Source organism: Paeniglutamicibacter selenitireducens, from assembly GCF_051550675.1.
Lineage (GTDB): Bacteria > Actinomycetota > Actinomycetes > Actinomycetales > Micrococcaceae > Paeniglutamicibacter.
The window spans coordinates 189,073-210,247 of sequence record NZ_JBPULF010000007.1 but is presented as its reverse complement, the minus strand read 5'-3'; the positions used below and the strand labels follow the sequence as shown (position 1 = coordinate 210,247).

Here is a 21,175-nt window from a genome sequence, read left to right as displayed (position 1 = left end):
TCGGTGGCGGGGCACGGCACCCGCGCCGGACCCCGCCACCGATCAACCGGCTACCAGCCTTACCCACATTCTTTGAGAGGAAACATCACTATGAGCAAGGTTCTTGCCTCCCTGCGCTACTCGGCCGAGCACGAATGGGTCGACGCCTCGACCCCGACCAAGGTGGGCATCACCCAGGTTGCAGCCGACGCCCTGGGCGACGTGGTCTACGTCGACCTTCCCGAGGTCGGCTCCGAGGTCACCGCCGGTGAAACCTGCGGCGAAGTGGAATCCACCAAGTCGGTTTCGGACCTTTACGCACCGGTTTCCGGCACCATCGTCGAGGTCAACCAGGACGCCATCGACAACCCGGCGATCCTGAACGAGGACCCGTACGGCGCCGGCTGGCTGTTCACCGTCGAGGTCTCCGAAGAGGGCCCGCTGCTCTCGGCGGCTGACTACGCCTCGGCAAACGGCGGCGACGTAGCGTGACCGCAACGTTCGAATCCCTGGCCCCGGCGTCCCTGACCCAGGACATCGGCAGCCTCGATCCGGAGATCGCGGAGCGCATCGACGCCGAGCTGGCCCGCCAGCAGCGCGGCCTGGAAATGATCGCCTCGGAGAACCACACCGCGTTGGCAGTCATGCAGGCGCAGGGCTCGGTGCTCACCAACAAGTACGCCGAGGGCTACCCGGGACGCCGCTACTACGGTGGCTGCGAAGAGGTCGACGTCATCGAGACGCTCGCCCTGGAGCGCGTGAAGGCGCTCTTCGGAGCCGAGTTCGCGAACGTGCAGCCGCACTCCGGCGCACAGGCCAACGCGTCGGTGATGCACGCGCTGATCCGCCCGGGCGACACCATCATGGGCCTGAACCTGGCCCACGGCGGACACCTGACCCACGGCATGAAGATCAACTTCTCCGGCCGCCTCTACAACATCGTCCCGTACGGCGTTGAGGAGGACACCCTGGTGGTGGACATGGACAAGGTCGAGGCCCTGGCCATCGAGCACCAGCCGAAGATGATCGTCGCCGGCTGGTCCGCCTACCCGCGCCAGCTCGACTTCGCCCGCTTCCGCGAGATCGCCGACAAGGTCGGCGCGTACCTGTTCGTCGACATGGCGCACTTCGCCGGCCTGGTGGCCGCCGGGCTGCACCCCTCGCCGGTCCCGCACGCGCACGTCGTCTCCTCCACCACGCACAAGACCCTTGCCGGTCCGCGTGGCGGCATCATCCTGACCAACGACGCGGACATCGCCAAGAAGATCAACTCGGCGGTGTTCCCGGGACAGCAGGGCGGCCCGCTCGAGCACGTCATCGCCGGCAAGGCCGTGGCGTTCAAGATCGCCGGGACCCCGGAGTTCAAGGAGCGCCAGGAGCGCACCCTGGCCGGTGCCCGCATCCTGGCCGAGCGCCTGAACGCCGCGGACGTCGCGGCCAAGGGCATCAGCGTGCTCACCGGCGGCACCGACGTGCACCTGGTCCTGGTGGACCTGCGCAACTCGGAGCTGGACGGACAGCAGGGCGAGGACCTGTTGGCGAAGGTGGAGATCACGGTGAACCGCAACGCGGTGCCGTTCGACCCCCGCCCGCCGATGGTCACCTCCGGCCTGCGCATCGGCACCCCGGCACTGGCAACGCGCGGCTTCTCCGAGGCCGCCTTCGTGGAGGTCGCGGACATCATCGCCGAGACCCTCATCGCCGGTTCCGAAGAGAACAACGAGGCGACGCTTGCGGCCCTGAAGGACCGCGTGCACGCCCTGGCCAATGCACACCCGCTCTACCCGGAGCTGGAAAACCTGGCCTAGCCCCCGGCCGCCAGTTGCATCGCTGCGAGTCCGGGATTCACAAGATCCCGGGCTCGCAGTGTTTGTGCACAGGGTCGTGGCGCGCGTCACATGCGTGCCGATCCACCTCCCACCACACCGTCCCCGCGACGGTACCTCATGAAGGAAGTCATCTCGTGGCCATCAGCGTCTTCGATCTTTTCACCGTCGGCATCGGACCCTCGTCCTCGCACACGGTCGGCCCCATGCGCGCCGCACACGCCTTTTCCGCCAAGCTGGTGCGCGAACAGCTGCTCGCCGGCACCGCGTCGCTGCGCGTGGACGTCTACGGCTCGCTCGCCGCGACGGGCCGCGGCCACGGAACCTTTACGGCCATCATGCTCGGGCTCGAGGGCTTCGAACCCGAGAAGATCCTGCCCTCGGAGGTCGACGACCGCCTGGAGGAGATGGAATCCAGCGGCAAGCTGCAGCTGTGCCAGGCCCTGGGCGAGGGCAAGGAACTCCCCTTCACCGTCGCCGACATGATCCAGCACCCGCTCACGGTGCTGCCCCGCCACACCAACGGCATGAAGCTCGCCGCCCTTGACGCGGCGGGCAACACGCTCTGCGAGGAGACCTACTACTCGGTGGGCGGCGGGTTCATCGTGCGCGAGGGCGCCGAGGAGAAGCTCGCGGCGAACTTCGAGGAAGCCGTCAACAAGCAGCCCTACCCGTTCTCCACCGCCGCCCAGCTGCTCGAGCACTGCGCCACCACCGGCCTGTCCATCGCCGGGGTCATGGCCGCCAACGAGGAGGCCTACCGCTCCAAGGAGGAGATCCGCGCGGGCCTGCTGCACATCTGGCAGGTCATGGAGGACTGCAAGGACGCCTCGCTGACCCGCGAGGGTGTGCTGCCCGGCGGGCTGAAGGTCCGCCGCCGCGCCCCCGAATGGCACAGGCGCCTGGCCAAGGAGGACAAGGACCGCGACCCGGTGTTCTGGCAGGAATGGATCAACCTCGTCGCGCTGGCCGTCAACGAGGAGAACGCATCCGGCGGCCGCGTGGTCACCGCCCCCACCAACGGCGCCGCGGGCATCATCCCGGCCGTCATGTTCTACGCCACGCACTACGCCCCGGGCGCCAAGTACTGGAACCAGGAGGAGCGCGAGGACGTCATCGTCCGCTTCCTGCTCACCGCCGCGGCCATCGGCGTGCTCTACAAGGAGCAGGCCTCGATCTCGGGCGCCGAGGTCGGCTGCCAGGGCGAGGTCGGCTCGGCCTCCTCGATGGCCGCCGGCGGCCTTGCCGAAATCCTCGGCGGCACCGTGGACCAGGTGGAGAACGCCGCGGAGATCGCCATGGAACACAACCTTGGCCTCACCTGCGACCCGATCGGCGGCCTCGTGCAGATCCCGTGCATCGAACGCAACGCGATCGCCGCGTCCAAGGCCATCAACGCCGCGAAAATGGCCCTGATGGGCGACGGGCAGCACCACGTGACCCTCGACGAGGTCATCATCACCATGCGCGAGACCGGCAAGGACATGAGCTCGAAGTACAAGGAAACCGCGATGGGCGGCCTGGCCGTGAACGTCATCGAGTGCTGATGCTCCCGTGGGGATGCCGCCGGCGCCACCATGGCGCGGGCGGCATCGCCGTATCCCGGCCCATCCGCGTGCCGCAGCGCTGGTAGTCTTCAAGGCATGCTCACCCTCAGGCCATTCGAGATCGCGGACCGCGACGAAGCGTTGCTGGCACGCACCGAACTTGACGCCGACGACTTCGAATTCCTGCTGGGCTATTCCGCCCGCCGCGGGTTCGAGGCGTACCTCGACCAGCTCCACGCCCACGAACAAGGCCTCGGGCTCCCCGAGGGGTGGGTGCCCTCGGCGCTGTGGGGGGCCTTCGCCGACGGGGAACTTGTGGGGCGCACCTGCATCCGTTTCGAGCTCAACGAGCACCTGCTGCTGGTCGGCGGCCACATCGGCTACGGCGTTCGCCCGGGCTTCCGGCGCCGCGGCCACGCGACAGGCATCCTGCGGCTGTCCCTGGACCAGCTGGCCGCGCGCGGCATCGACAGGGCGCTGGTGACCTGCGACGAGAGGAACATCGCCTCGGCGCGGACCATCCAGGCGAACGGGGGAGTGCTGGAGGACATCGTGCAGGTCGGCGAGGGGCGCACCATGAGGTTCTGGGTCCCCGCCGGCTGAACGGGTACGGGGCGCCGCGGGTGCGGGCGGCGTGTTCCGCGGCACGTTTGTGGCCACCGGGCGGTTTTTGTGCCTAGGATGGCCCTGGGGATCGAATCCAGCGCGCCGCAGGCTGCCGTTCTTCGATCCGCCCCCGATGAGACCCGGAATGGATGGAGGTGACCCTCGCATGGACGACGGACATAGTCGATCTACCGCACCGCGCGAGCCTCGCCTAGGCCCGCGGGAACCATCGCTCCACCGGGCCTGAGTACGCCCCGGGCCATGCCCGGGCATCCTCCCTGCCGGTGCACGGCCCTCCGCCGCCACGGCGGCGACCCGGGAAGGATATTCCGGGGCCACGGTGTTCCCGCTTTCCCCGGCGACGGGTTCGTGCGGTTGCGGTATTGCATCCACAGCACACCCGTACTTTTGCGCACGCCGCGGCACCGCCGCGCCCTCCAGCGTGCGCCAGGCCGGAGGGAACCGGACCATGATCAAATCTCCCACCATCTCGTTCGACGAAAGCGCCGAACTGCTGGCGAAGGCCCTGGGGGCCAACAGCGTCGCGGACGTTTCGCGGGCGCTCAAGCCCCTTGACGTGACGGAGACGCTCGAGCAGCTCGAACGCCTCAACACCATAGAGCGCGCGCTGGCCTACCGCACGCTGCCCAAGGGCCGGGCCATCGAGGTCTTCGAGCGGCTCGATGCCGCGTTGCAGGCCGACCTCGTGGAGGGCCTGCAGGATTCGGAGGTCGCCGAGGTTTTCGCGGGCCTGAGCCCCGATGACCGTGTAGCCCTGATGGACGAACTGCCGGCCTCGGTGGCCAACCGCCTGATCCTCGGCCTGAGCGACAAGGACCGGGCCCTGACCTCCGCGGTCCTCGGCTACCCGCAGGGTGCCGTCGGGCGCTACATGAGCCCCGAGTTCGTGATCACCCACCCCGAACTCACGGTCGGCGAGACCCTGGCCCGCGTGCGCGCCCGGCTCGATGACGCCGAAAGCGTCTACACCATTCCGGTGACCGACTCCGGGCGCCACCTGGTGGGCGTGGTGTCGCTGCGCGACGTGCTGCGGGCCGATCCCGAGGTGCACGTCTCGGGGATCATGAAGAGCCCGCTGAGCGCCGCCGCGACACAGGACGCGGAGGAGGCCGCCCGCTACTGCGCCGACGCCAAGGTGCTGGTGCTGCCGATCGTCGACGCCGAGGAGCGCCTGGTCGGCATCCTCACCGTCGACGATGCCCTGGGGATCCTCGAGGATGCCGAGAGCGAGGACGCCGCCCGCGCCGGTGGCAGCGAACCGCTGCGCCGGCCCTACCTGGCCACGCCGGTGCGCAGCATCGTGCGGGCCCGGGTGGTCTGGCTGCTGGTGCTGGCCCTCGGTGCCACCCTTACCGTGCAGGTCATCGGGGCTTTCCAGACCACGCTCGAGGAGCAGGTCGTGCTCTCGCTGTTCATCCCGCTGCTGATCGGCACGGGCGGGAACACCGGAAACCAGGCAGCAACCACCATCACCCGCGCGCTGGCGCTGGGGGACGTACGGCCCCGGGACGTCTTAAAGGTCCTGACCCGCGAGGTGCGCGTCGGCGCGCTGATGGGCCTGTTGCTGGGATCCCTGGGCTTTGCCATCGCGGCGATTGCCTATTCGGTGCCGATCGGCCTGGTCATCGGGCTGACGCTGCTGGGGGTGTGCACCATGGCCGCAAGCATCGGCGGGCTGATGCCGCTGCTGGGCAAGGCCGTGAAGGCGGACCCCGCGGTGTTCTCCAACCCGTTCATCTCGACGTTCGTCGACGCGACGGGACTTGTCATCTACTTCCTGGTGGCCAGCTCGATCCTGGGCCTGTAGCGGCGTGCGTGCACGGGCCGGAAGGGTCCGCCCCGGGCCCGTGCGCGGCGCCATCCTACCCAGCGGAAAGCGATTCGAACAGCCCTATCGGCGGGGCGCGCTCCGGTGCTACGGTGGGGCACACGGATCGAATCGGCATGCGGCACAGGCCGCGTGGGAAGGAGTTCCCCCATGGCATCACGCGCAGGTTCCACAGGAATCGACGCTTCGCTTTACCGTCGAGAGGGCCCGTGGTGCACGGCGCTTTTCGATGCATCGCTAGGAACAACCGCCGCGCACGAGGCGGCGGACGAGCTTCCGGAAACCGTCGGCAAGATCCTCGCCTCGCAGCAGGCATCCGAGGCCGACATCGGTGCCATTCGCCAGGCGCTGGTGCCCGCCACCGGCTGCCCCGCACCGGTGGCGCGCTTTGTGGCGGTGAACGGCGGTGAGGTGGTTGTCGACGAACTGATCCACGGCCTCAAGGTCCACGATCCCGACGTCGACTGCGGTCCCTTCCCGAACCTCGTGGCGCTGGCCCGCGCACGCGGGGGCCAGTTCCCGTACCTTGTCGCTGAGGCCAGCCGCGACGGCGGCGAGGTCCGCCTCTACCACTCATCGATCCAGGAGGTCGGGGAGAGCCGCGGGGTAAGCGGCGATCCCGAGGAAGCGCACCATGCACGGAAGGTTCCGGGGCGCTACGACGAACCCAAGAACCAGTCGGCCACCGAGGAAATCTGGCGGCGCAACGCCGACGAGCTGGCGCGGCAGATCGACGAGCTGGCCCGCGAGAACTACGTGAAGCTGATTGTGTTGGCCGGCGACGTGAAGGCCCGCGAGCTGGTGGCCGGGCAGATGGCCACGGCGCACAAGGCCGTCACCACGACCCTTGACCAGCACACCCGGACCGGGGGCGCCGACCAGGCGGCCTTTGCCGCTGCCGTCGCCGAGCACGTGAACGGCGTGATCGACCGCGAGCTGAAGGAACTGTCCGAGAAGGTCGCCAACCGGACCGGCAACGGCCGCTCGGACCTGGCCCTCGGCTTCGACGAGGTTGTCGCGGCCCTGCAGCAGGCCCAGGCAAGCACCGTGCTGGTCAACCAGTTCCAGGACGACGAGTCCCTTGTCGCGCTTTCCTCCGAGCCGTGGCTCGTGGGGGAGGATTCGGCGGACCACGCGGAACTTGTCATCGGGTCGTGGCCGGCACCCGAGGTGCTGCTGCGGGCCACCGCCCTGACCGACGCGGCGATCCGCTACGTGCCCGAGGGCGTGCTGCCCGAGGGCGTGGGCATCGCCGCGCTGCTGCGCTGGCCCACGGGTGAGGCCGCCCCGGCCGGGTGACCCCCCCGAACGTACCGCCGGCGGCGGAGGTCCCAGTGAAGGGACCTCCGCCGCCGGCATGTTCGCGCTAGTTGAGCCCGGCCTCGATGGCACGCAGGTTCCCGGCCATCCAGTCGACGTAGCGGGTGTCTTGCGGAAGCGTCTCCGAGAAGTCGACAACCGGCACATGCTGCCGCACGGCGGCATCGCGGATGCGTTCCGTCTGCGGGCTGGCGGTCTGGGTGTTGTAGGCCAGCATGTCGATGCTTCCGGCCTCCAGCAGGTCGCCCATCTTCTTCAGGGCCTGCGGGGATACCTCGGACCCGCCCTCGATGGCCTCGCTGAACCCCTCGGGGGTCGAGTCCTGCATGCCGAGGTCCACCAGCAGGTGGTACGGCACGGGCTCGGTCATCGCGAAGTGCTTGCCCCGGGCCTCGTCGCGCAGGGCCTTGGCGCTGGATTCCAGCCCTGCCAGCTCGCCGAGGAGCCGGCCCGCGTTGGCTTCGAACACGGCCCGCCCCTCGGGCTTGATCGCCGTGAGGTTTCCGGCGATCTCCGGGACAAGCTGCTGCATCGACTCGAGGTCGTACCAGACGTGCTCGTTGTATCCCGCGTGCTCGTGGCCGGCATGCTCCTCGTCGGCGTGGTCGTGTCCCTCGTGTCCCTCGTGCGCCGCCGGTTCGTCGTCATGTCCGTGGTCATGGTCGTGGCCGTCTTCATGCTCCGCGGTCTCGGCGGGGATCGGGGAGTGGTCGACGGCGTGGAGCACCGACTGTCCCGGCCGGGCGGTCTCCCCGGCCAGGTTCTCGATGAACGGGTCGTAGCCGCCGCCGTTGCCGATGACGAGCTGGGCCTTGGAGACGGCGAGTTTGTCGCGCGCTGTGGCCTCGTAGGAATGCGGGTCCTGCGACGGGGAATCGATGATGGCCGTGCTGTCCACCAGGTCCCCGCCGACCTCGGCGGCGAGGTCGGCGTAGACGCTGGTGCTGCTGAGCACCTGGACGCGGGATGGTTCGGCCGCCGGCTGCGCCTGGGCGCCGTTGCCGCAGGCGGAGAGTGCGAGGATGCCGGCCAGTGCCGTGGTGGCCAGGCCAAGTGTTCGGGTCATGGGGGAGTGGGTCCTTCCGGGACGCGTGGTCGTGTCGAGGACACCACTCTAACTTAAATAAGAATCATTCGCATTAGTGTTGGTGTTGCAGGTCGACATCGTGCGCCCCGCTGTCCCGCGGCCGGTCCTCGGCCGGCGCCGGCGAACCGAGCGAGCGCCTGCCCCGCGGCTTGGCGGGGCCTCCCTGCCCGGTGGCCTTGACGACGAGGACCGCGATGGCCGTGGTGACGGGGATGGCCAGCACCAGGCCGATGGATCCGACGAGGATGCGGATGATTTCCTCGGCCATCTCCCCGGTGGTGAGCGAGTCGAGCAGCGGGCGGTCGTACAGGCTGACCAGGACCAGGATGGGCAGGGCGGCACCCGCGTAGGCGAAGGCTATGGTGTAGACGGTTGAGGCGATGTGGTCGCGGCCGATGCGCATGCCCGAGGTGAAGAGCTGGCGGGCCGTGGAGTGCGGGGCGATCTCGGCCAGCTCCCAGATGGCCGAGGACTGCGTGATGGTGACGTCGTTGAGCACGCCGAGCCCCGCGATGAGCAGGCCGCAGAGCAGGAGCCCGGAGAGGTTGAGGGTGGGGGCCACGGTGTTGAGCGTGAGTGCTGCGTCGTCGGTGGCGCCGGTGAGTGCTGCCGCGTCGGTGGCCCAGATCGCGATGGCGGCGGTGACGCCCAGTCCGAACAGCGTCCCCAGCAGGGCCGTCGAGGTCCGGGCCGAGAAGCCGTGGGCGAAGTACAGGGCGGCGAACATGACGACAGTTGACCCGACAAGCCCCACGAGCAGGGGGCTCTTGCCCTCGAGCAGCGCCGGGATCATGAACCCGACGATGAATACCAGCCCGCCGCCGAGCCCGAGCAGGGCGCGCAGTCCTCGCCAGCGGGCGACGAGGCACACGACCGCAGCGTAGGCCAGCGCCAGAGCAACCAAGGGGACGGTGCGGACGAAGTCGACGAAGACGTAGGGTGCCGAGGACCCGTCGGCGACGGCACTCAGGTCGAGGTATTTGATGCGGTCCCCGGCCTCCAGCGGCCGCGAGCGCGTGGTCTCCGGCGGCACCTCGAGGGCGAATTCCGCGCCGGCGCCGTCGGGTGCCACGTAGGAGATCTCGCATTGCAGTTCCTTGCCGCCCACGTCCGCGAGGCCCATGGAGGAGGGGCAGGTCTCCGTCAGCGTGCGGGTCACGGTTCCGGTGGACATGCTCACGCCGGGGCCGGCGTTGTAGGGGTCCTCGAGGGCGGTCGTGCGCTCGCCCGCGGGCCACAGCAGGATGGTGCCCAGCAGGGCGGCGATTCCCACCGGGGCCAGCAGGATCCAGAGGATCAGGTTGGCGCGCCGGCGCCGTCGTGGATCGACAAGTACGTCGCCGTGGTGGTGTCCGCCCATGGAAGTGAATCATCCCCGTTCGCTTAGCTGCCCGTGCCTACCCCGGGAAGTCTACCGAACGTGGGCTAATGATTCTCATTAAGAACGAAGCATGCCCCGGGCGGGAGGAACGGATCCTCCCGCCCGGGGCATGCCGCCCGGGTGCGGGCTAGCGCTTCCTGAAGACGGTGCTCTGCCAGCCCTTGTGCGCCTCGGTGTCGTGGGAGATGAGCACGTGCTTGATGTTGGTGTACTCCTCGAAGGAGTAGCTGCTCATGTCCTTGCCGAAGCCCGAGTCCTTGTAGCCGCCGTGCGGCATCTCCGAGACGATCGGGATGTGCTCGTTGATCCACACGCAGCCGGCCTGGATCTCCGCGGCGGCACGCATGGCGAGATTGACGTTGTTGGTCCATGCCGAGGCGGCCAGGCCGAACGGGGTGTCGTTGGCCAGGGCGATGGCCTCGTCGTCGGTTTCGAAGGGGAGGGCCACCAGCACGGGGCCGAAGACCTCGTCCTGGACGATCTCGCTGTCCTGTGCCGCGCCGGTGATCAGCGTCGGGCGGTAGAAGGCGCCGGGCAGCTCCGGTGCCACGCCGCCGGCACGCACCGTGGCACCTGCTTCCTTGGCGCGCTCGACCATCTCGGAGACCTTGCCGCGGTGGGCGAAGGAGATCAGCGAACCCATGTCGGTGTCCTCGTCGGTCGGGTCGCCCACGACCATGGCGTCCATGAGCTCGGCGACGCGGTCGGTGAACGCGTCGAAGAGCGAGGAGTGCACGTAGGCGCGGGTGGCCGCGGTGCAGTCCTGGCCGCCGTTGATGGTGGAGCCGGCAACGGCGCCGTGGGCCGCTGCCTCCACGTCGGCGTCCTTGAAGACCACCAGGGGTGCCTTGCCGCCGAGTTCGAGGTGCACGCGCTTGCCGCTCTCGGAGGCCATCTCCATGATCTTGCGGCCCACCGGCGTGGACCCGGTGAAGGAGGTCATGGCGATCTTCGGGTGGCGGACCAGGGCCTCGCCGATCTGGCGGCCCGCGCCGACCACGACGTTGATGACGCCGTCCGGGATGCCGGCGGCGGTGGCGGCCTCCGCGAAGACCAGCGAGGTGCCCGGGGTCATTTCGCTGGGCTTGAGCACGATGGTGTTGCCCGCGGCGATCGCCGGCAGGATCTTCCACGCGGCCATCTGCAGCGGGTAGTTCCACGGGGCGATGGAGCCGATGATGCCGATGGGCTCGCGGCGGATCATCGAGGTGGAGTTCCCCGCGTAGTCGCCGGCGGCCTGGCCCTGCAGGTGGCGCGCGGCACCGGCGAAGAAGTTCACGTTGTCGATGGTGCCGGGCACGTCGAACTCGTTGGACATGCGGGTGGACTTGCCGGTCTGCGCGGTTTCCAGCTCGGCAAGCTCCCTGGCGCGGGTCTTCAGCTCCGCGGCGAAGGCCAGCAGGTGGTCCGAGCGCTCGCCCGGGGTCAGCCGCGACCAGGCGGCGAAGGCGGCCTCCGCCGCGGCGATGGCGTCCTCGAGGTCGGCGATCGAGGCGATGTCCATCGTGGCGTCGACCTGGCCGGTGGCCGGGTTGACGCGCTCGACGGGGGTGCCCGAACCGACGCGGTAGGCGCCGTTGATGTACTGGTGGCCTTGGGTGTTGCTCATGAATTGCTCCCGTGTTCTTCGGTGGGGGTGAAATAGATCTTGCGCAGGGTTTCGGTGACGGTCCAGGTGGTTTCCATGCCGGCGTCCAGCCGCATGACGGTTCCGGGCCGGAGCTCGGCGGTGTGTGCGGGGCGGCCGTCGAACGGGGCGATGACCACGGTGCCGGCTCCCGCCAGCACGACGAAGACCTCCTCGGCCTCCACGTCGTACATCGACCCGACGGACATCTCCCAGATGCCGTACTCGGTGCCGCCCAGCGTGCCGAGGTCCAGTGCGGCGGTGGTGGCCGGGGCGCCCGTCGACTGCTCGGCGGTGACGGGCCCGTGCTCCAGCGGTACGAGCATGGCACGCAGGGCCTCGCCGCCGCGCAGGTGCGGCAACGGTGCGGCGCTCACGAGTCGAAGCCCATGCCGACGGCGTCCATGACCTTCAGGAACGGCCCGCGCTTGCCCTCGTTGCGGTCGGCCTTGACGAGCCCGTTGGTCATCAGCTTCACGCCCAGCCAGGCCACGGGTTCCGGGGGGAAGGGCAGCGGCTTCTTCTTGACCATCTCCAGCTCGGTGAGCTCGGTCTTGGCGCCCGAGAGCAGGTCGAGCATGACGCGGGCGCCGAAGCGGGTGGCGCCGACGCCGAGCCCGGTGAACCCGGCGCAGTAGGCGACGCGGCCGCCGTGCGAGGTGTCGAAGAAGGCGAAGAAGCGGCTGCAGGTGTCGATGGCGCCGCCCCAGGCGTGCGAGAACCTGATGCCCTCCAGCTGCGGGAAGGTGCCGACGAAGTGCGCGGCGAGCTTCCGGTAGGTGGCCTCGTTGTGGTCGTACTGCGGCTTGACCTCGCGGCCGTAGTGGTAGACGGCGTCGTATCCGCCGAAGAGGATGCGCCAGCCGCCGTTCTCGTCGACCGTGGGCCGGGAGTAGTGGAAGCGGTTGTTCATGTCCGCCAGGCCGGTGTTGTTCTGCCAGCCGATGGCCTCGCGCTGGGCCTCGGTGAGCGGTTCGGTCATCAGCGCGTAGTCGTAGACCGGGATGGTGTGCAGGCGGTGGCGCTTGAGCAGCGACGGGAACACGTTGGTGGCCAGCGCGACGCGCTGCGCGGTGATGGTTCCGGCGCCGGTGGTGACGGTGATTGCCGCATCGGTGGAGGTGAGTCCCGTGCCCCGGGTGTGCTCGAAGATCCTGACCCCGAGTTCCAGGCAGACTCGGCGCAGGCCCCAGGCCAGCTTGGCCGGGTGCACCAGCACCGCGGATTCCTTGTCCCAGTTCCCGCCCTCGAAAAGCGGGGAGTTGATGTGGGTCTTGACTTCGTCGGCGTCGAGGAACGGGACGCCGGAGCCGGCCTCGGCCTCCTCCTTGAGCCAGGAAACCTGGTGCTCCTCGGTGGCGACGTTCAGCACGCCGGTTTCCCAGAGGTCGCAGTCGATGCCGTACCTGCGGATGGTCTCGACGAGGCCGGCGAGGTTCTCGGCGCCGAGCTCGGTGAGCCGGGCGTTTTCCTTGGGCAGGTGGGCCTCGCCGTTGGACTCGCCGTGGACCAGCGAGGCCTCGCAGAAGCCGCCATTGCGCCCGGATGCGGCCCAGCCGATGGTCTCGGCATCGATCAGCACGACCTCGCGCGCCGGGTCCGCCTCCTTGGCCTGCAGGGCGGTCCACAACCCGGTGTAGCCGCCGCCGACCACGAGCAGGTCGGTGGCGATGGGGCCCTCGAGGGCCGGAAGGGCGTCGGGGCGGTCGGGATGCTGCAGCCAGTAGGGGGCATGCGCGGTATCGGCCAGCGCGGCGTCGATGACGGCGGCGGGGGTGTTGGCTTCGATCAGGTCGAAGGATACGGGGGTGCCGTTGGCGGCGGGGCTCATGGGATGTCCTTGCATGGATCGGGTGAACGTGGTGTTCGGGTTCAGTCTTGGGTGGGTGCGGATTCGGGGAACCGGTGGTCCTAGACGCCCTGGGGTGCGCGTTCGTAGACGGCGCGCCCGGCGGCGAGGGTGAGTTCCACCCCCACGGCATGCAGGTCGTCGGGCGGGAGGGCGAAGGGGTCCGAATCCAGCAGTACCAGGTCGGCACGGGCGCCGGGGCGGATCCGTCCGCCCTCGTGGTCCCGGTTGATCCAGGCGCTGCCCTGGGTGTAGCCGCGCAGCGCCTCCAACAGGGTGAGCGACTGTTCCGCAACGAGCGGTTCGGCCTCCGGGTAGTCGGGGTGGGTGCGGTTGACCGCCACATGGATGGCTTCCCACGGGTTGGGGGAGGACACCGGCCAGTCCGAGCCCATGACCAGGTTCGCCCCGGACGCGATGAGCGAGCGGTACGGATACTGCCAGCCGAGGCGCTCGGCGCCAAGGATCGGGTTTGTCAGCTCCACCATCTGGTCGTCGTTGCAGGCCCACAGCGCCTGCGCGTTGATGCTCAGCCCCAGGGCGCCGAAGCGCGGCACGTCGTCGGGGTGGATGACCTGCAGGTGCGCCAGGTGGTGGCGCCCGCCGGTGACGCCGTTGGCGGTGCGGGCCGCCTCGAGGGCGTCGAGGGCCATGCGGGCGGCGGCGTCGCCGATGACATGCAGGTGCAGGTCGAACCCTGCCGCATCCAGGGCCACGGCGACAGCGGAGAGCACCTCGCTGTCCAGGTAGCTCAGGCCGGTGTTTTCGGGGGCATCCGGGGCGCAGTCGCAGGAGCGCAGGTAGGGCTCGAGCATTGCGGCGGTCTGGTTCTCGGCGATGCCGTCCACCATGATCTTGGCCGTGGTGGTGCGGAACCCCGTGGCGGCGTTTTCGGCGCGGCGGGCGAGGAAGTCCTCGACAAGCGCAGGGACGCCTTCAATGGCTGTCGAGCGCGGAACCCACAGCGCACCCGCGGCCTGCCCGGTGCACTGCCCGTCGGCGATGAGTTCGCGGTAGGCGGGGGAAACGTCGGAATAGCCGGCGTAGTCGCCCAGGATTGCCTCCTGCCACCCGGTGACGCCGAAGGAGTGCAGGTGGGCCTGCCCCGCAAGCAACCCGGCACGGAGTGCCGCGGCATCGGGTTTCGGGATGAAGGTCGTGACAAGGTCCATGGCACCTTCGTGCAGGGTGCCGGTGGGGTTGCCCGACGCATCGCGTTCGAGGCGGCCATCGGCGGGATCCTTCGTCAGCGCAGTGATGCCGGCCAGTTCCAGGGCGGCGCTGTTGACCCAGGCGCCGTGGTGGTCGCGGTTGAGCAGGTAGGCGGGGCGGTCAGGCACCAGCGAGTCCAGGAGTTCCGCGGTGGGAGTGCCACCGGGGAAGTCGCTCATCGACCATCCGCCTCCGGTGATCCAGCCGTCGTCGGATCCGGCGGCGTACGCACGGATGCGTTCGCACACCTCCGCGAGGTCCTTGGCGCCGGTCAGGTCGCAGGCCAGGGACTCGATGCCGCCCATGATGTTGTGCACGTGGGCGTCCGTGAACCCGGGCGTCAGGCACCTGGTCCCGAGGGCCACGTCGTGGTCCGGATGCGGCAGGGCAGCCCGGACCGCGGACTCGGTGCCGACGGCAAGCACCCGGCCGTCACGCACTGCAACGGCGTTTCCCGCCTCCAGGACCGTGGCGCCATCGAAGATGGTTCCGGAGTGGAATAGCCAGGTGTCGTTCACGAGCGCCCTCTCAAAATGTGCCGCGAGGTAAAGTGTGTTCCAGTTCATAAAATCGCAGTAACGCACTAAAGTCAACACCGTTGACATTTCTGAGTGGCCAAGGAGTCATAACCAACCATGGGGAACAACACGGACGAGGGTTCGAATGCAAAGCCGCGACGCCGTGCACAGGGACTGAACCGCGAGAACATCATCGATGCCTGCCTGCACCTGGCGGCGGACGCAGCGACAGACACGCTTTCCTTCCGCAAGATCGGCAAGGAACTCGGGGCCGACCCCACCGCCCTGTACAGGCACTTCGCCGACAAGGACGAGTTGCTGCTGGCGCTCGCCGACAGGGTCCTGGCCATGGGCATGGAGGGCTACGAGCAGGGCCCCTACTGGCAGGTTTCGCTCGAGGAACTCCTGCTGCGGGCCCGTGCCAGCTTCCTTCGGTACCCGTCGGTGGCGACGCTGGCGGCCCTGCGCGTGACCCGCCAGGAGGGTGAGATGAAGTTTGTGGAGGCCATGCTCGCCGTCCTGAAGCTTGCGGGATTCGAGCATCGGGAAGCGGCGTTGATTCACCGCGCCTGCGCGGACTTCATGTTGGCCTGGACCGGGTTCAGCGCCGGGCTGCTGCTGCTTGGTGAGAAATCCTCTGAGGACGACAAGGCGTGGGTCGCAAGCTATGCGAAGGTTCCCCGCGCGGACTACCCGCTGGCTGTCGCATCAGTGGGGATCATGGCAGAGGTCCAGGACGACGAAAACTACAGGTTTGCACTGGACCTGTTGATCGATGGGATCGCTGCGCGTGTGGGGAATGCCCGGCAGTCCTGAGCTTGGAAGGTCCTTGGGCGGTCGAACGTGCAAGGGCTGACGCGCAACGACCCCGGGACAGGGCCCGAGGTCGTTTGATGTTGCCAGGGTGTGAGCACGCCGTGCGGGATGCGCCCCCGCACGGCGTGGAACTCAGCGCCGTGCCGAAGAAATCCGTCGCTTGATGCGTCCGAGGCCGCCCCGAAGCCGGCGCGCCAGGCGCGGACGGTTGTGCGTAGCCCAAGCCGCTGCGGCCCTGCCTCCGGGAACCGGAATGACAGACCGCAACGTGCACGCGATGTCGCCGGCGTTCTCTTTCACCGTCAGGCGCACTCCCAAGGCGTGCGATGAGGCAGTGCTGCCCGACACGGCGGTGATGTGAAGGTCGTAGGTGCCCGGAGCCGTTCCGGCAACGGAGAGACCCTTGCCAGAGGGGGTGTCGAATCCCGTGAATCCGTAGTCGCCCAGGGGGTCGCTCGCGATCCCTGTGCTGCTACCGCTCGGGGCCGTCGCGAGCGGATAAGAGTCGACGGGTGTGTGCGTGCCCGCCTTCGTGAGGACCAGGTGGTAGCTCATGGTTCCGCGTTGCGGGGTCCGGACACCCGGCAGGACATAGCGTCCCTCCACCTGCACCTTGTTCCCTGTGGCCTTTGCCTTGCCGGGCTTGAAGCGGCTTCCGGGTGCACGCCCGGGCAGGATCGGGCCCTTGTGGATCGCTACGGACTTTCCTGTCGAGTGCAGCCGCACAAGGTGCTTGCCCATTGCCAGAGAAGCCTCAAACGGCTCGGCGGGGACCGAATCGACGGAGACGGAAATGCCGTTGTGTTCAAGCTCCAGATGGACGTCATGGCGCCCGGACTCGAGCCTTGCGAGGTCGATGCCTTCTTGTCGCACGGTGCCGAACTTGCCGTTGGAATAGTTGCAGTACTCGTTTTCGAAGTAGGTGCGGCTCAATTTGTCGTCGGGCATGCTTTTCAGGGTGTAGCGGCGCTTGTGGGAACCTGATGCGAGAACCATTTTCCTGGAGAACTGCTCCGCGCCCTTGGTTTCCTCGCCCTTGATGAAGAGCACGCCCTCGGGGTAGAACCGGCCATCGCGAAGTGCCAGGGACGTCATGTGGCAGACGAGCTCTTCCCGCTCCCGGACTACGTCGAGCGTTGGAGCCGGCAATGAGGAAGTGAAGGTTTCGATCCCGTTCCGCACCCGGCCGTAGCGAGGTGCCGCCCCTTCACCCAAGGCAGCGATGGTGGCCAGCACGAGGGGGATGTTGTAGGGCGCGATGTCACGGTGCCGGGCCACGAGCGGCGATTCGGTCAGGATGTAGTTGAAGTTCTCGTAACGTTCGTAGTCGTCGAGGAACGGGAGGATCTCGGACTTGTATTGCCCGTCGGTCGGGGACGAGAACAAGTAGACGTTGCGGGCGCGGTTGGGGTCGTTGGCCAGCAACGTGGGCAGGATGCCGTCCAGGTCCCGGACGCCGGCATCCGTGTCAGTTCCGATCAATTGTTTCAGGATGTTTGGCCGGAGCTCGCGATTGCCGCTGCCGATGTTCATGCGTGGGGACACCGCAACGACGTTGGGGTAGTCGTATGCCAGCGCATGGTAGAGGGCTCCGGAACCGCCCTTTGAGATGCCCATGAACGTGCAATGGTGCTTCTCAAGGCCGCGTTCAACCCGGATCTTGTCGATGAGCGCCGCCACCGCCTCTGCCACGAGTTCCCCTCGCTTGTGGGTGCGGATGTAGTACGAAAAATCCCCGTCGAAGGTGTCGCGAATCCAGAGTATGTCGGTGCGGATCCCGTCTACCACCGAACCGTTGAGGTCGTAACCTCGCTTGGGGCCGAAGCCTCCGGAAAAGATCACCAGCAAATGCCTGCGGTCCTGCAGCGAACGCCTGTGCTTGTAGATGACGGTGAGCCCTTTGTGGACGAATTTCTGGTCAACCGGGTTCATGGCCATCCTTGGGGTTTCCTGTGAACAAATCCAAGTAATGGTAACAGCGTTGCAAAATCGCCGGGAAAAGCCGGGCTGGCAGGTCCGTGCCCGCCCCGCCGGCCAGGTGTCGTCGGATGTTTTCCGCCTGTGCCGTGGGTTGGGCAATCACTTCGTGCCCAAGGCTTCCACCGGGAAATCAACGAGCTGGACAGCTGGGAGTGTGTGGTGATTTGGCTTTCCGGGACGTATCCTCGATGCGACACAAGCCGATATGGGGGAGGGTCCGGAACGATGCGGGACGAAACAAGAATCGGCTTGCTTGGCGTGGTGGCGACTGCGGCCAGCCTTGTCCTGACGGCAGGCTTCGCTGGAACAGGGCCGACACGTGCCGAAGCCGCGCCGCCGGTGGTTGCCGCCGATGCGCCGGTTTCGGCACCCGGAAGGACCGTGGCGGAGTCAGGCCTGAGGTTCAAGGCAGCCGTGGACACGAAGCTGCGGGCCAAGGCGTCGGCGAAAGCACCCGTTCTGCTGCGAATCCAAAAGGACACGGTGCTGAAGTCCACAGAGGAAGCGAAATCAGGCTGGTACAAGGTCTCGCTCAAGGGCAAGACCGGGTACATCGCCGGGAAGCACCTGAAATTGATCTCCCCGAAGGGCTCTGGTGCACTGAATTCGCCGGCCAGGTACGAGCCGGGTTTCATCGTCAACAAGGACAACAAACTGAGTCCGAGCTACAAACCTGCCTTGAGGAGCATCCCCCGCACCTCGAAGAAATTGACCCCGGACGCGGTCGCCGCCTACGAAAAGATGCGCAAGGCGGCCAAGAAGAACGGTGTCCACCTGACGGCGATATCCGGCTACCGTTCCTACGCGCGGCAGAAAGCGCTCTTCGCCCAATACTCCCGGCAGCTGGGCGTCAAGCAGGCTTCACGCATCTCCGCACGGCCCGGCACCTCGGAGCACCAGACTGGCCTGGCCATTGACATCGGCGCCGCAAGCGGTCGATGCGTGCTCTCAAAATGCTTCGCCAACACCCGGGAAGGCAAGTGGTTGGCCAAGAACGCGCACCGGTACGGCTACATCCTGCGATACCCCAAGGGTGGCGAGAGGGCCACGGGCTACGACTTCGAACCGTGGCACTTCCGCTACGTGGGATCGACGATTGCCAAGGACATGAGGAACAAGAAGGCCAAGACCCTGGAGCAGTACTACTCGAAGTAGCGGGCCGGGCCGCCCGAAGCAGATGCGCGGCGCACACCGATGCTGCAGGCGACGACGAGAACCAGTTCTGCGGCCGCGATGGCAAGCATCGCCCCGGATGCCGCCGTGGCAACTGCCGAAGGCTCGGACCCGGCGTGGTGGTGGCCTCCGAATCCAAGGGCCATGAACGTGTGGAGAACGGCCATGATCGCGGACATGGCCAGGAGCCCCTGAAGGGCCCTCGGGCGTCCCCACGCACGGTGGGCACATTTCAGGCAGAGGGCCACCATGGCGGCAAGCAGCAGGCTCATTGGCCAGCCGTGCGGGAACACCGCCAGGAACCAGATGTGGGCAAGGCCCAGGGCCGCCGCTGCACCGGCGATGGCCCTGGACAGGATGTGCCCGGCCGCGGGGCGGGTGGTTTCCCCAACCGCCGAACCGGAAGAGTGATCCCATGCGGGCGCCGCGGACGCGGCACCCGCATGAATCGTAGTCATGGTGCGAGTGCCTAGCTGTGGCAGGACTTGCCGGCGGACGGAGCCGGGACGTCCAGGACCGGCGAGCGGTCGAAGAAGCCCTCGGGGCGCAGCTTGAACCCGATGGTGTCGACGGGCATGATCGGCCAGTCCTCGGGACGCGGGAAGTGGGTCAGCCCGAAGGTGTGCCACACGACCAGGTCCTTGCCGTCGATCTCACGGTCGGCCTTGACCCATTCGGGCAGGCCGGCACCGCCGGCGTGCTGGTTCACGAAGTCGCCGGTCGGGTAGCGCTCGTCCGCGGCCGCCGGGGTGACCCAGAGCGCCTTGGAGGCGAAGGTCGCGCGGCGGTAGATCGAGGAATCCTCGTCCGCCAGCAGCGTCGGCTGGCCGGCCGGGTGCAGCTTGTAGCCCACCGGGTGGCCCAGGCGGTTGGTGGACTCGGGGTTCGAGATCACCCAGGTGCGGCCCTTGGACGAGTCCGCGTCACGGATCGCCTCGGACTCGCGGGTGAAGGTGGTGCGCTTGCGCGAGAAGGCGTTGCCACGCAGGTTCTCGGGGCCGGTCGGCACGCGCACCACGTCCTCTTCCTCGACGCGGCCCGGGCCGCCGTCGAGGGCGAAGTCCAGACGGGCACCGAAGAGGTGCTGGTGGTAGGGCGCACCGAGCCCCGGTGCCAACTCCGAGGCGTACGCGTAGTCGCCGCCCGGGTGGGCGCTGGTGAACACGACGCCCGTTGCCTTGGCTTCGAACTCGATGGTGCCGTCGAGGTAGAGGTACCAGTAGAAGCCGTAGTCGTAGTTGCCCACGGTGGTGAAGAAGGAGATCACCAGGCGGCGGTTGCGTCGGGTGTAGTTGATGCCGCTCCACAGGTCCGAGTGCTTGGCCAGGATCGACCAGTCCTCCTCGTGCATGCAGATGCCGTTCTTGATGGTGCGGGCCTCGCCGCGGGCGTTGGAGACGACCGGGGAGATGTAGTGGATTTCGCCGAGGCAGTCGCAGCCCAGTTCAAGGGAGTTGGCGAACTGGCCGACCAGGTACTCGCCGGTGTCGAAGTAGTTTTGCCAGCTGCGCACGGGGGAGGGGTCGCCGTAGGGCACAACCATTTCGGCGATCGAGGCGCGGTTGAGGATGCGGCGCGGCTGGCCCTTGTCCTCGAAGGAGATGTTGTTCAGGACCAGGCCCTCGCGCACGTCGAAGCCCACGTCGAGGCTCCACTTTTCCCATTCGACGTGGTTGCCGCCCGTGACGTTGAAGCTGGGGCCCTCGGGCTGGGTGATGGAGATCGGCTTCTGCGTGGTGCGCAGCGGGCCGGTGAGTTCCGGGTCGGTGTAATTGCCGTGTTCGGCCGGGATGTCCACGATGCCCAGGTCGATGACCTGGTCCACCGTGCGGTTGGCCACGTCGACGTACCCGACAAGGCCGTCGACCGGGTGCGCCCAGGCCGAGTCCTCCGGGTGGTCCTGCACGAAGGCCAGCCCGCGCAGGATACGCCGGCCCGATTCCTCCGGGTACTCGAAGACGCCGGCGGAGAGCGGGGCCACGCGGACCTTTTCGACCGGCAGGTTGCGCTTGGCCAGGGCCTCGAGCCAACGGGGGTCCTGGGCCAGCAGCTCTTCGACGACCTCGAATTCCTCTTCCAGCACCGGAAGTTCGCCGCTGGTGGTGGTGTCCAGCTCGACAACGCTTTCCACCACTCGATTCGTCACCGAAACCACGACGTCCTTGGGGCGTTCCCCCGCGACGTTGAGCAGGAAGACGCGGAATCGGCGGTCAAGGGTTTCGACGTCTCGGCGCGGATCCTCCAGGCCCAGGTAGGCGACGCGGGTCGACTCCGTGAAGTGGCCGTTTTCGGAAAGGATGGAGCGTACTGCGTCGATTTCTTCGCTGGTGGCCAGCGTGTAGGCACCGGTGTCGGTGTGCTGGTCGGTGGCGTTGCCGAGGGTCATGAGCTTGCCTTTCGGGAGA

17 protein-coding genes are annotated in these 21,175 nt (G+C 67.8%); 8 read left to right on the top strand and 9 right to left on the bottom strand.

Annotated features, from left to right (window positions below; translation table 11 throughout):
• The first annotated feature begins 90 nt into the window (after positions 1-90).
• From gcvH to ACSYDW_RS13580, 6 genes are all read left to right on the top strand, one after another.
• The gene (gcvH, locus tag ACSYDW_RS13605; protein ID WP_438339264.1) at positions 91-471 is read left to right on the top strand and encodes a glycine cleavage system protein GcvH; all 381 of its coding nucleotides are present in this window, start codon (positions 91-93) and stop codon (positions 469-471) included.
• Positions 468-1,787: a serine hydroxymethyltransferase gene (glyA, locus tag ACSYDW_RS13600; protein WP_438339263.1), complete on the top strand. Its 1,320-nt coding sequence runs from the start codon at positions 468-470 to the stop codon at positions 1,785-1,787. Before gcvH ends, glyA begins: the two co-directional genes overlap by 4 nt.
• A gap of 155 nt (positions 1,788-1,942) precedes the next feature.
• The gene (locus tag ACSYDW_RS13595) at positions 1,943-3,352 is read left to right on the top strand and encodes an L-serine ammonia-lyase (RefSeq protein ID WP_438339262.1); all 1,410 of its coding nucleotides are present in this window, start codon (positions 1,943-1,945) and stop codon (positions 3,350-3,352) included.
• A 96-nt stretch (positions 3,353-3,448) separates the two neighbouring features.
• Positions 3,449-3,955 (top strand): GNAT family N-acetyltransferase, encoded by a 507-nt coding sequence (locus ACSYDW_RS13590; protein WP_438339261.1) that lies wholly within the window; start codon positions 3,449-3,451, stop codon positions 3,953-3,955.
• Between the two features lie 472 nt (positions 3,956-4,427).
• Positions 4,428-5,786 (top strand): magnesium transporter, encoded by a 1,359-nt coding sequence (gene mgtE / locus ACSYDW_RS13585; RefSeq protein ID WP_438339260.1) that lies wholly within the window; start codon positions 4,428-4,430, stop codon positions 5,784-5,786.
• 171 nt (positions 5,787-5,957) lie between these two features.
• The gene (locus tag ACSYDW_RS13580; protein ID WP_438339259.1) at positions 5,958-7,106 is read left to right on the top strand and encodes a baeRF2 domain-containing protein; all 1,149 of its coding nucleotides are present in this window, start codon (positions 5,958-5,960) and stop codon (positions 7,104-7,106) included.
• A gap of 67 nt (positions 7,107-7,173) precedes the next feature.
• Here ACSYDW_RS13580 and ACSYDW_RS13575 read toward each other — a convergent pair whose 3' ends face one another.
• From ACSYDW_RS13575 to ACSYDW_RS13550, 6 genes are all read right to left on the bottom strand, one after another.
• Positions 7,174-8,193, bottom strand: a complete 1,020-nt coding sequence (locus ACSYDW_RS13575) for a metal ABC transporter solute-binding protein, Zn/Mn family (RefSeq protein WP_438339258.1) — start codon at positions 8,191-8,193, stop codon at positions 7,174-7,176.
• A 73-nt stretch (positions 8,194-8,266) separates the two neighbouring features.
• On the bottom strand, positions 8,267-9,574 hold the full coding sequence (locus ACSYDW_RS13570; RefSeq protein WP_438339257.1) for a YibE/F family protein: 1,308 nt from the start codon (positions 9,572-9,574) through the stop codon (positions 8,267-8,269).
• Positions 9,575-9,722: 148 nt separating this feature from the next.
• Positions 9,723-11,204 (bottom strand): gamma-aminobutyraldehyde dehydrogenase, encoded by a 1,482-nt coding sequence (locus tag ACSYDW_RS13565; RefSeq protein WP_438339256.1) that lies wholly within the window; start codon positions 11,202-11,204, stop codon positions 9,723-9,725.
• Positions 11,201-11,599: a cupin domain-containing protein gene (locus tag ACSYDW_RS13560; RefSeq protein ID WP_438339255.1), complete on the bottom strand. Its 399-nt coding sequence runs from the start codon at positions 11,597-11,599 to the stop codon at positions 11,201-11,203. Before ACSYDW_RS13560 ends, ACSYDW_RS13565 begins: the two co-directional genes overlap by 4 nt.
• Positions 11,596-13,053, bottom strand: a complete 1,458-nt coding sequence (locus ACSYDW_RS13555; RefSeq protein WP_438339254.1) for an NAD(P)/FAD-dependent oxidoreductase — start codon at positions 13,051-13,053, stop codon at positions 11,596-11,598. Before ACSYDW_RS13555 ends, ACSYDW_RS13560 begins: the two co-directional genes overlap by 4 nt.
• Before the next feature lie 80 nt (positions 13,054-13,133).
• Entirely contained in the window at positions 13,134-14,801 is a 1,668-nt protein-coding gene (locus tag ACSYDW_RS13550; protein WP_438339253.1) for an amidohydrolase, read from the bottom strand.
• Between the two features lie 117 nt (positions 14,802-14,918).
• Here ACSYDW_RS13550 and ACSYDW_RS13545 point away from each other — a divergent pair, with 117 nt between their 5' ends.
• Positions 14,919-15,617, top strand: a complete 699-nt coding sequence (locus ACSYDW_RS13545) for a TetR/AcrR family transcriptional regulator (protein WP_438339252.1) — start codon at positions 14,919-14,921, stop codon at positions 15,615-15,617.
• A gap of 132 nt (positions 15,618-15,749) precedes the next feature.
• Here the strand turns inward: ACSYDW_RS13545 and ACSYDW_RS13540 are convergent, their stop codons facing one another.
• Complete coding sequence (locus tag ACSYDW_RS13540) at positions 15,750-17,549, bottom strand: hypothetical protein (protein ID WP_438339251.1); 1,800 nt, start codon at positions 17,547-17,549, stop codon at positions 15,750-15,752.
• A 273-nt stretch (positions 17,550-17,822) separates the two neighbouring features.
• Here ACSYDW_RS13540 and ACSYDW_RS13535 point away from each other — a divergent pair, with 273 nt between their 5' ends.
• Positions 17,823-18,752, top strand: coding sequence for a D-alanyl-D-alanine carboxypeptidase family protein (locus ACSYDW_RS13535; protein WP_438339250.1), 930 nt, complete (start codon positions 17,823-17,825; stop codon positions 18,750-18,752).
• Here the strand turns inward: ACSYDW_RS13535 and ACSYDW_RS13530 are convergent.
• A complete protein-coding gene (locus ACSYDW_RS13530) occupies positions 18,740-19,228 on the bottom strand; it encodes a hypothetical protein (protein WP_438339249.1) in 489 nt (162 codons plus the stop codon). The genes ACSYDW_RS13535 and ACSYDW_RS13530 overlap by 13 nt on opposite strands.
• A gap of 11 nt (positions 19,229-19,239) precedes the next feature.
• Positions 19,240-21,156: a primary-amine oxidase gene (locus ACSYDW_RS13525; protein WP_438339248.1), complete on the bottom strand. Its 1,917-nt coding sequence runs from the start codon at positions 21,154-21,156 to the stop codon at positions 19,240-19,242.
• Positions 21,157-21,175: the final 19 nt, after the last annotated feature.

Coding starts and splice junctions, on each gene's coding strand:
- gcvH (WP_438339264.1), top strand. CDS start 91: ATGAGCAAGGTTCTTGCCTCCCTGCGCTACTCGGCCGAGCACGAATGG.
- ACSYDW_RS13590 (WP_438339261.1), top strand. CDS start 3,449: ATGCTCACCCTCAGGCCATTCGAGATCGCGGACCGCGACGAAGCGTTG.
- mgtE (WP_438339260.1), top strand. CDS start 4,428: ATGATCAAATCTCCCACCATCTCGTTCGACGAAAGCGCCGAACTGCTG.
- ACSYDW_RS13580 (WP_438339259.1), top strand. CDS start 5,958: ATGGCATCACGCGCAGGTTCCACAGGAATCGACGCTTCGCTTTACCGT.
- ACSYDW_RS13575 (WP_438339258.1), bottom strand. CDS start 8,193: ATGACCCGAACACTTGGCCTGGCCACCACGGCACTGGCCGGCATCCTC.
- ACSYDW_RS13570 (WP_438339257.1), bottom strand. CDS start 9,574: ATGGGCGGACACCACCACGGCGACGTACTTGTCGATCCACGACGGCGC.
- ACSYDW_RS13565 (WP_438339256.1), bottom strand. CDS start 11,204: ATGAGCAACACCCAAGGCCACCAGTACATCAACGGCGCCTACCGCGTC.
- ACSYDW_RS13555 (WP_438339254.1), bottom strand. CDS start 13,053: ATGAGCCCCGCCGCCAACGGCACCCCCGTATCCTTCGACCTGATCGAA.
- ACSYDW_RS13545 (WP_438339252.1), top strand. CDS start 14,919: ATGGGGAACAACACGGACGAGGGTTCGAATGCAAAGCCGCGACGCCGT.
- ACSYDW_RS13540 (WP_438339251.1), bottom strand. CDS start 17,549: ATGAACCCGGTTGACCAGAAATTCGTCCACAAAGGGCTCACCGTCATC.
- ACSYDW_RS13535 (WP_438339250.1), top strand. CDS start 17,823: ATGCGGGACGAAACAAGAATCGGCTTGCTTGGCGTGGTGGCGACTGCG.
- ACSYDW_RS13530 (WP_438339249.1), bottom strand. CDS start 19,228: ATGACTACGATTCATGCGGGTGCCGCGTCCGCGGCGCCCGCATGGGAT.
- ACSYDW_RS13525 (WP_438339248.1), bottom strand. CDS start 21,156: ATGACCCTCGGCAACGCCACCGACCAGCACACCGACACCGGTGCCTAC.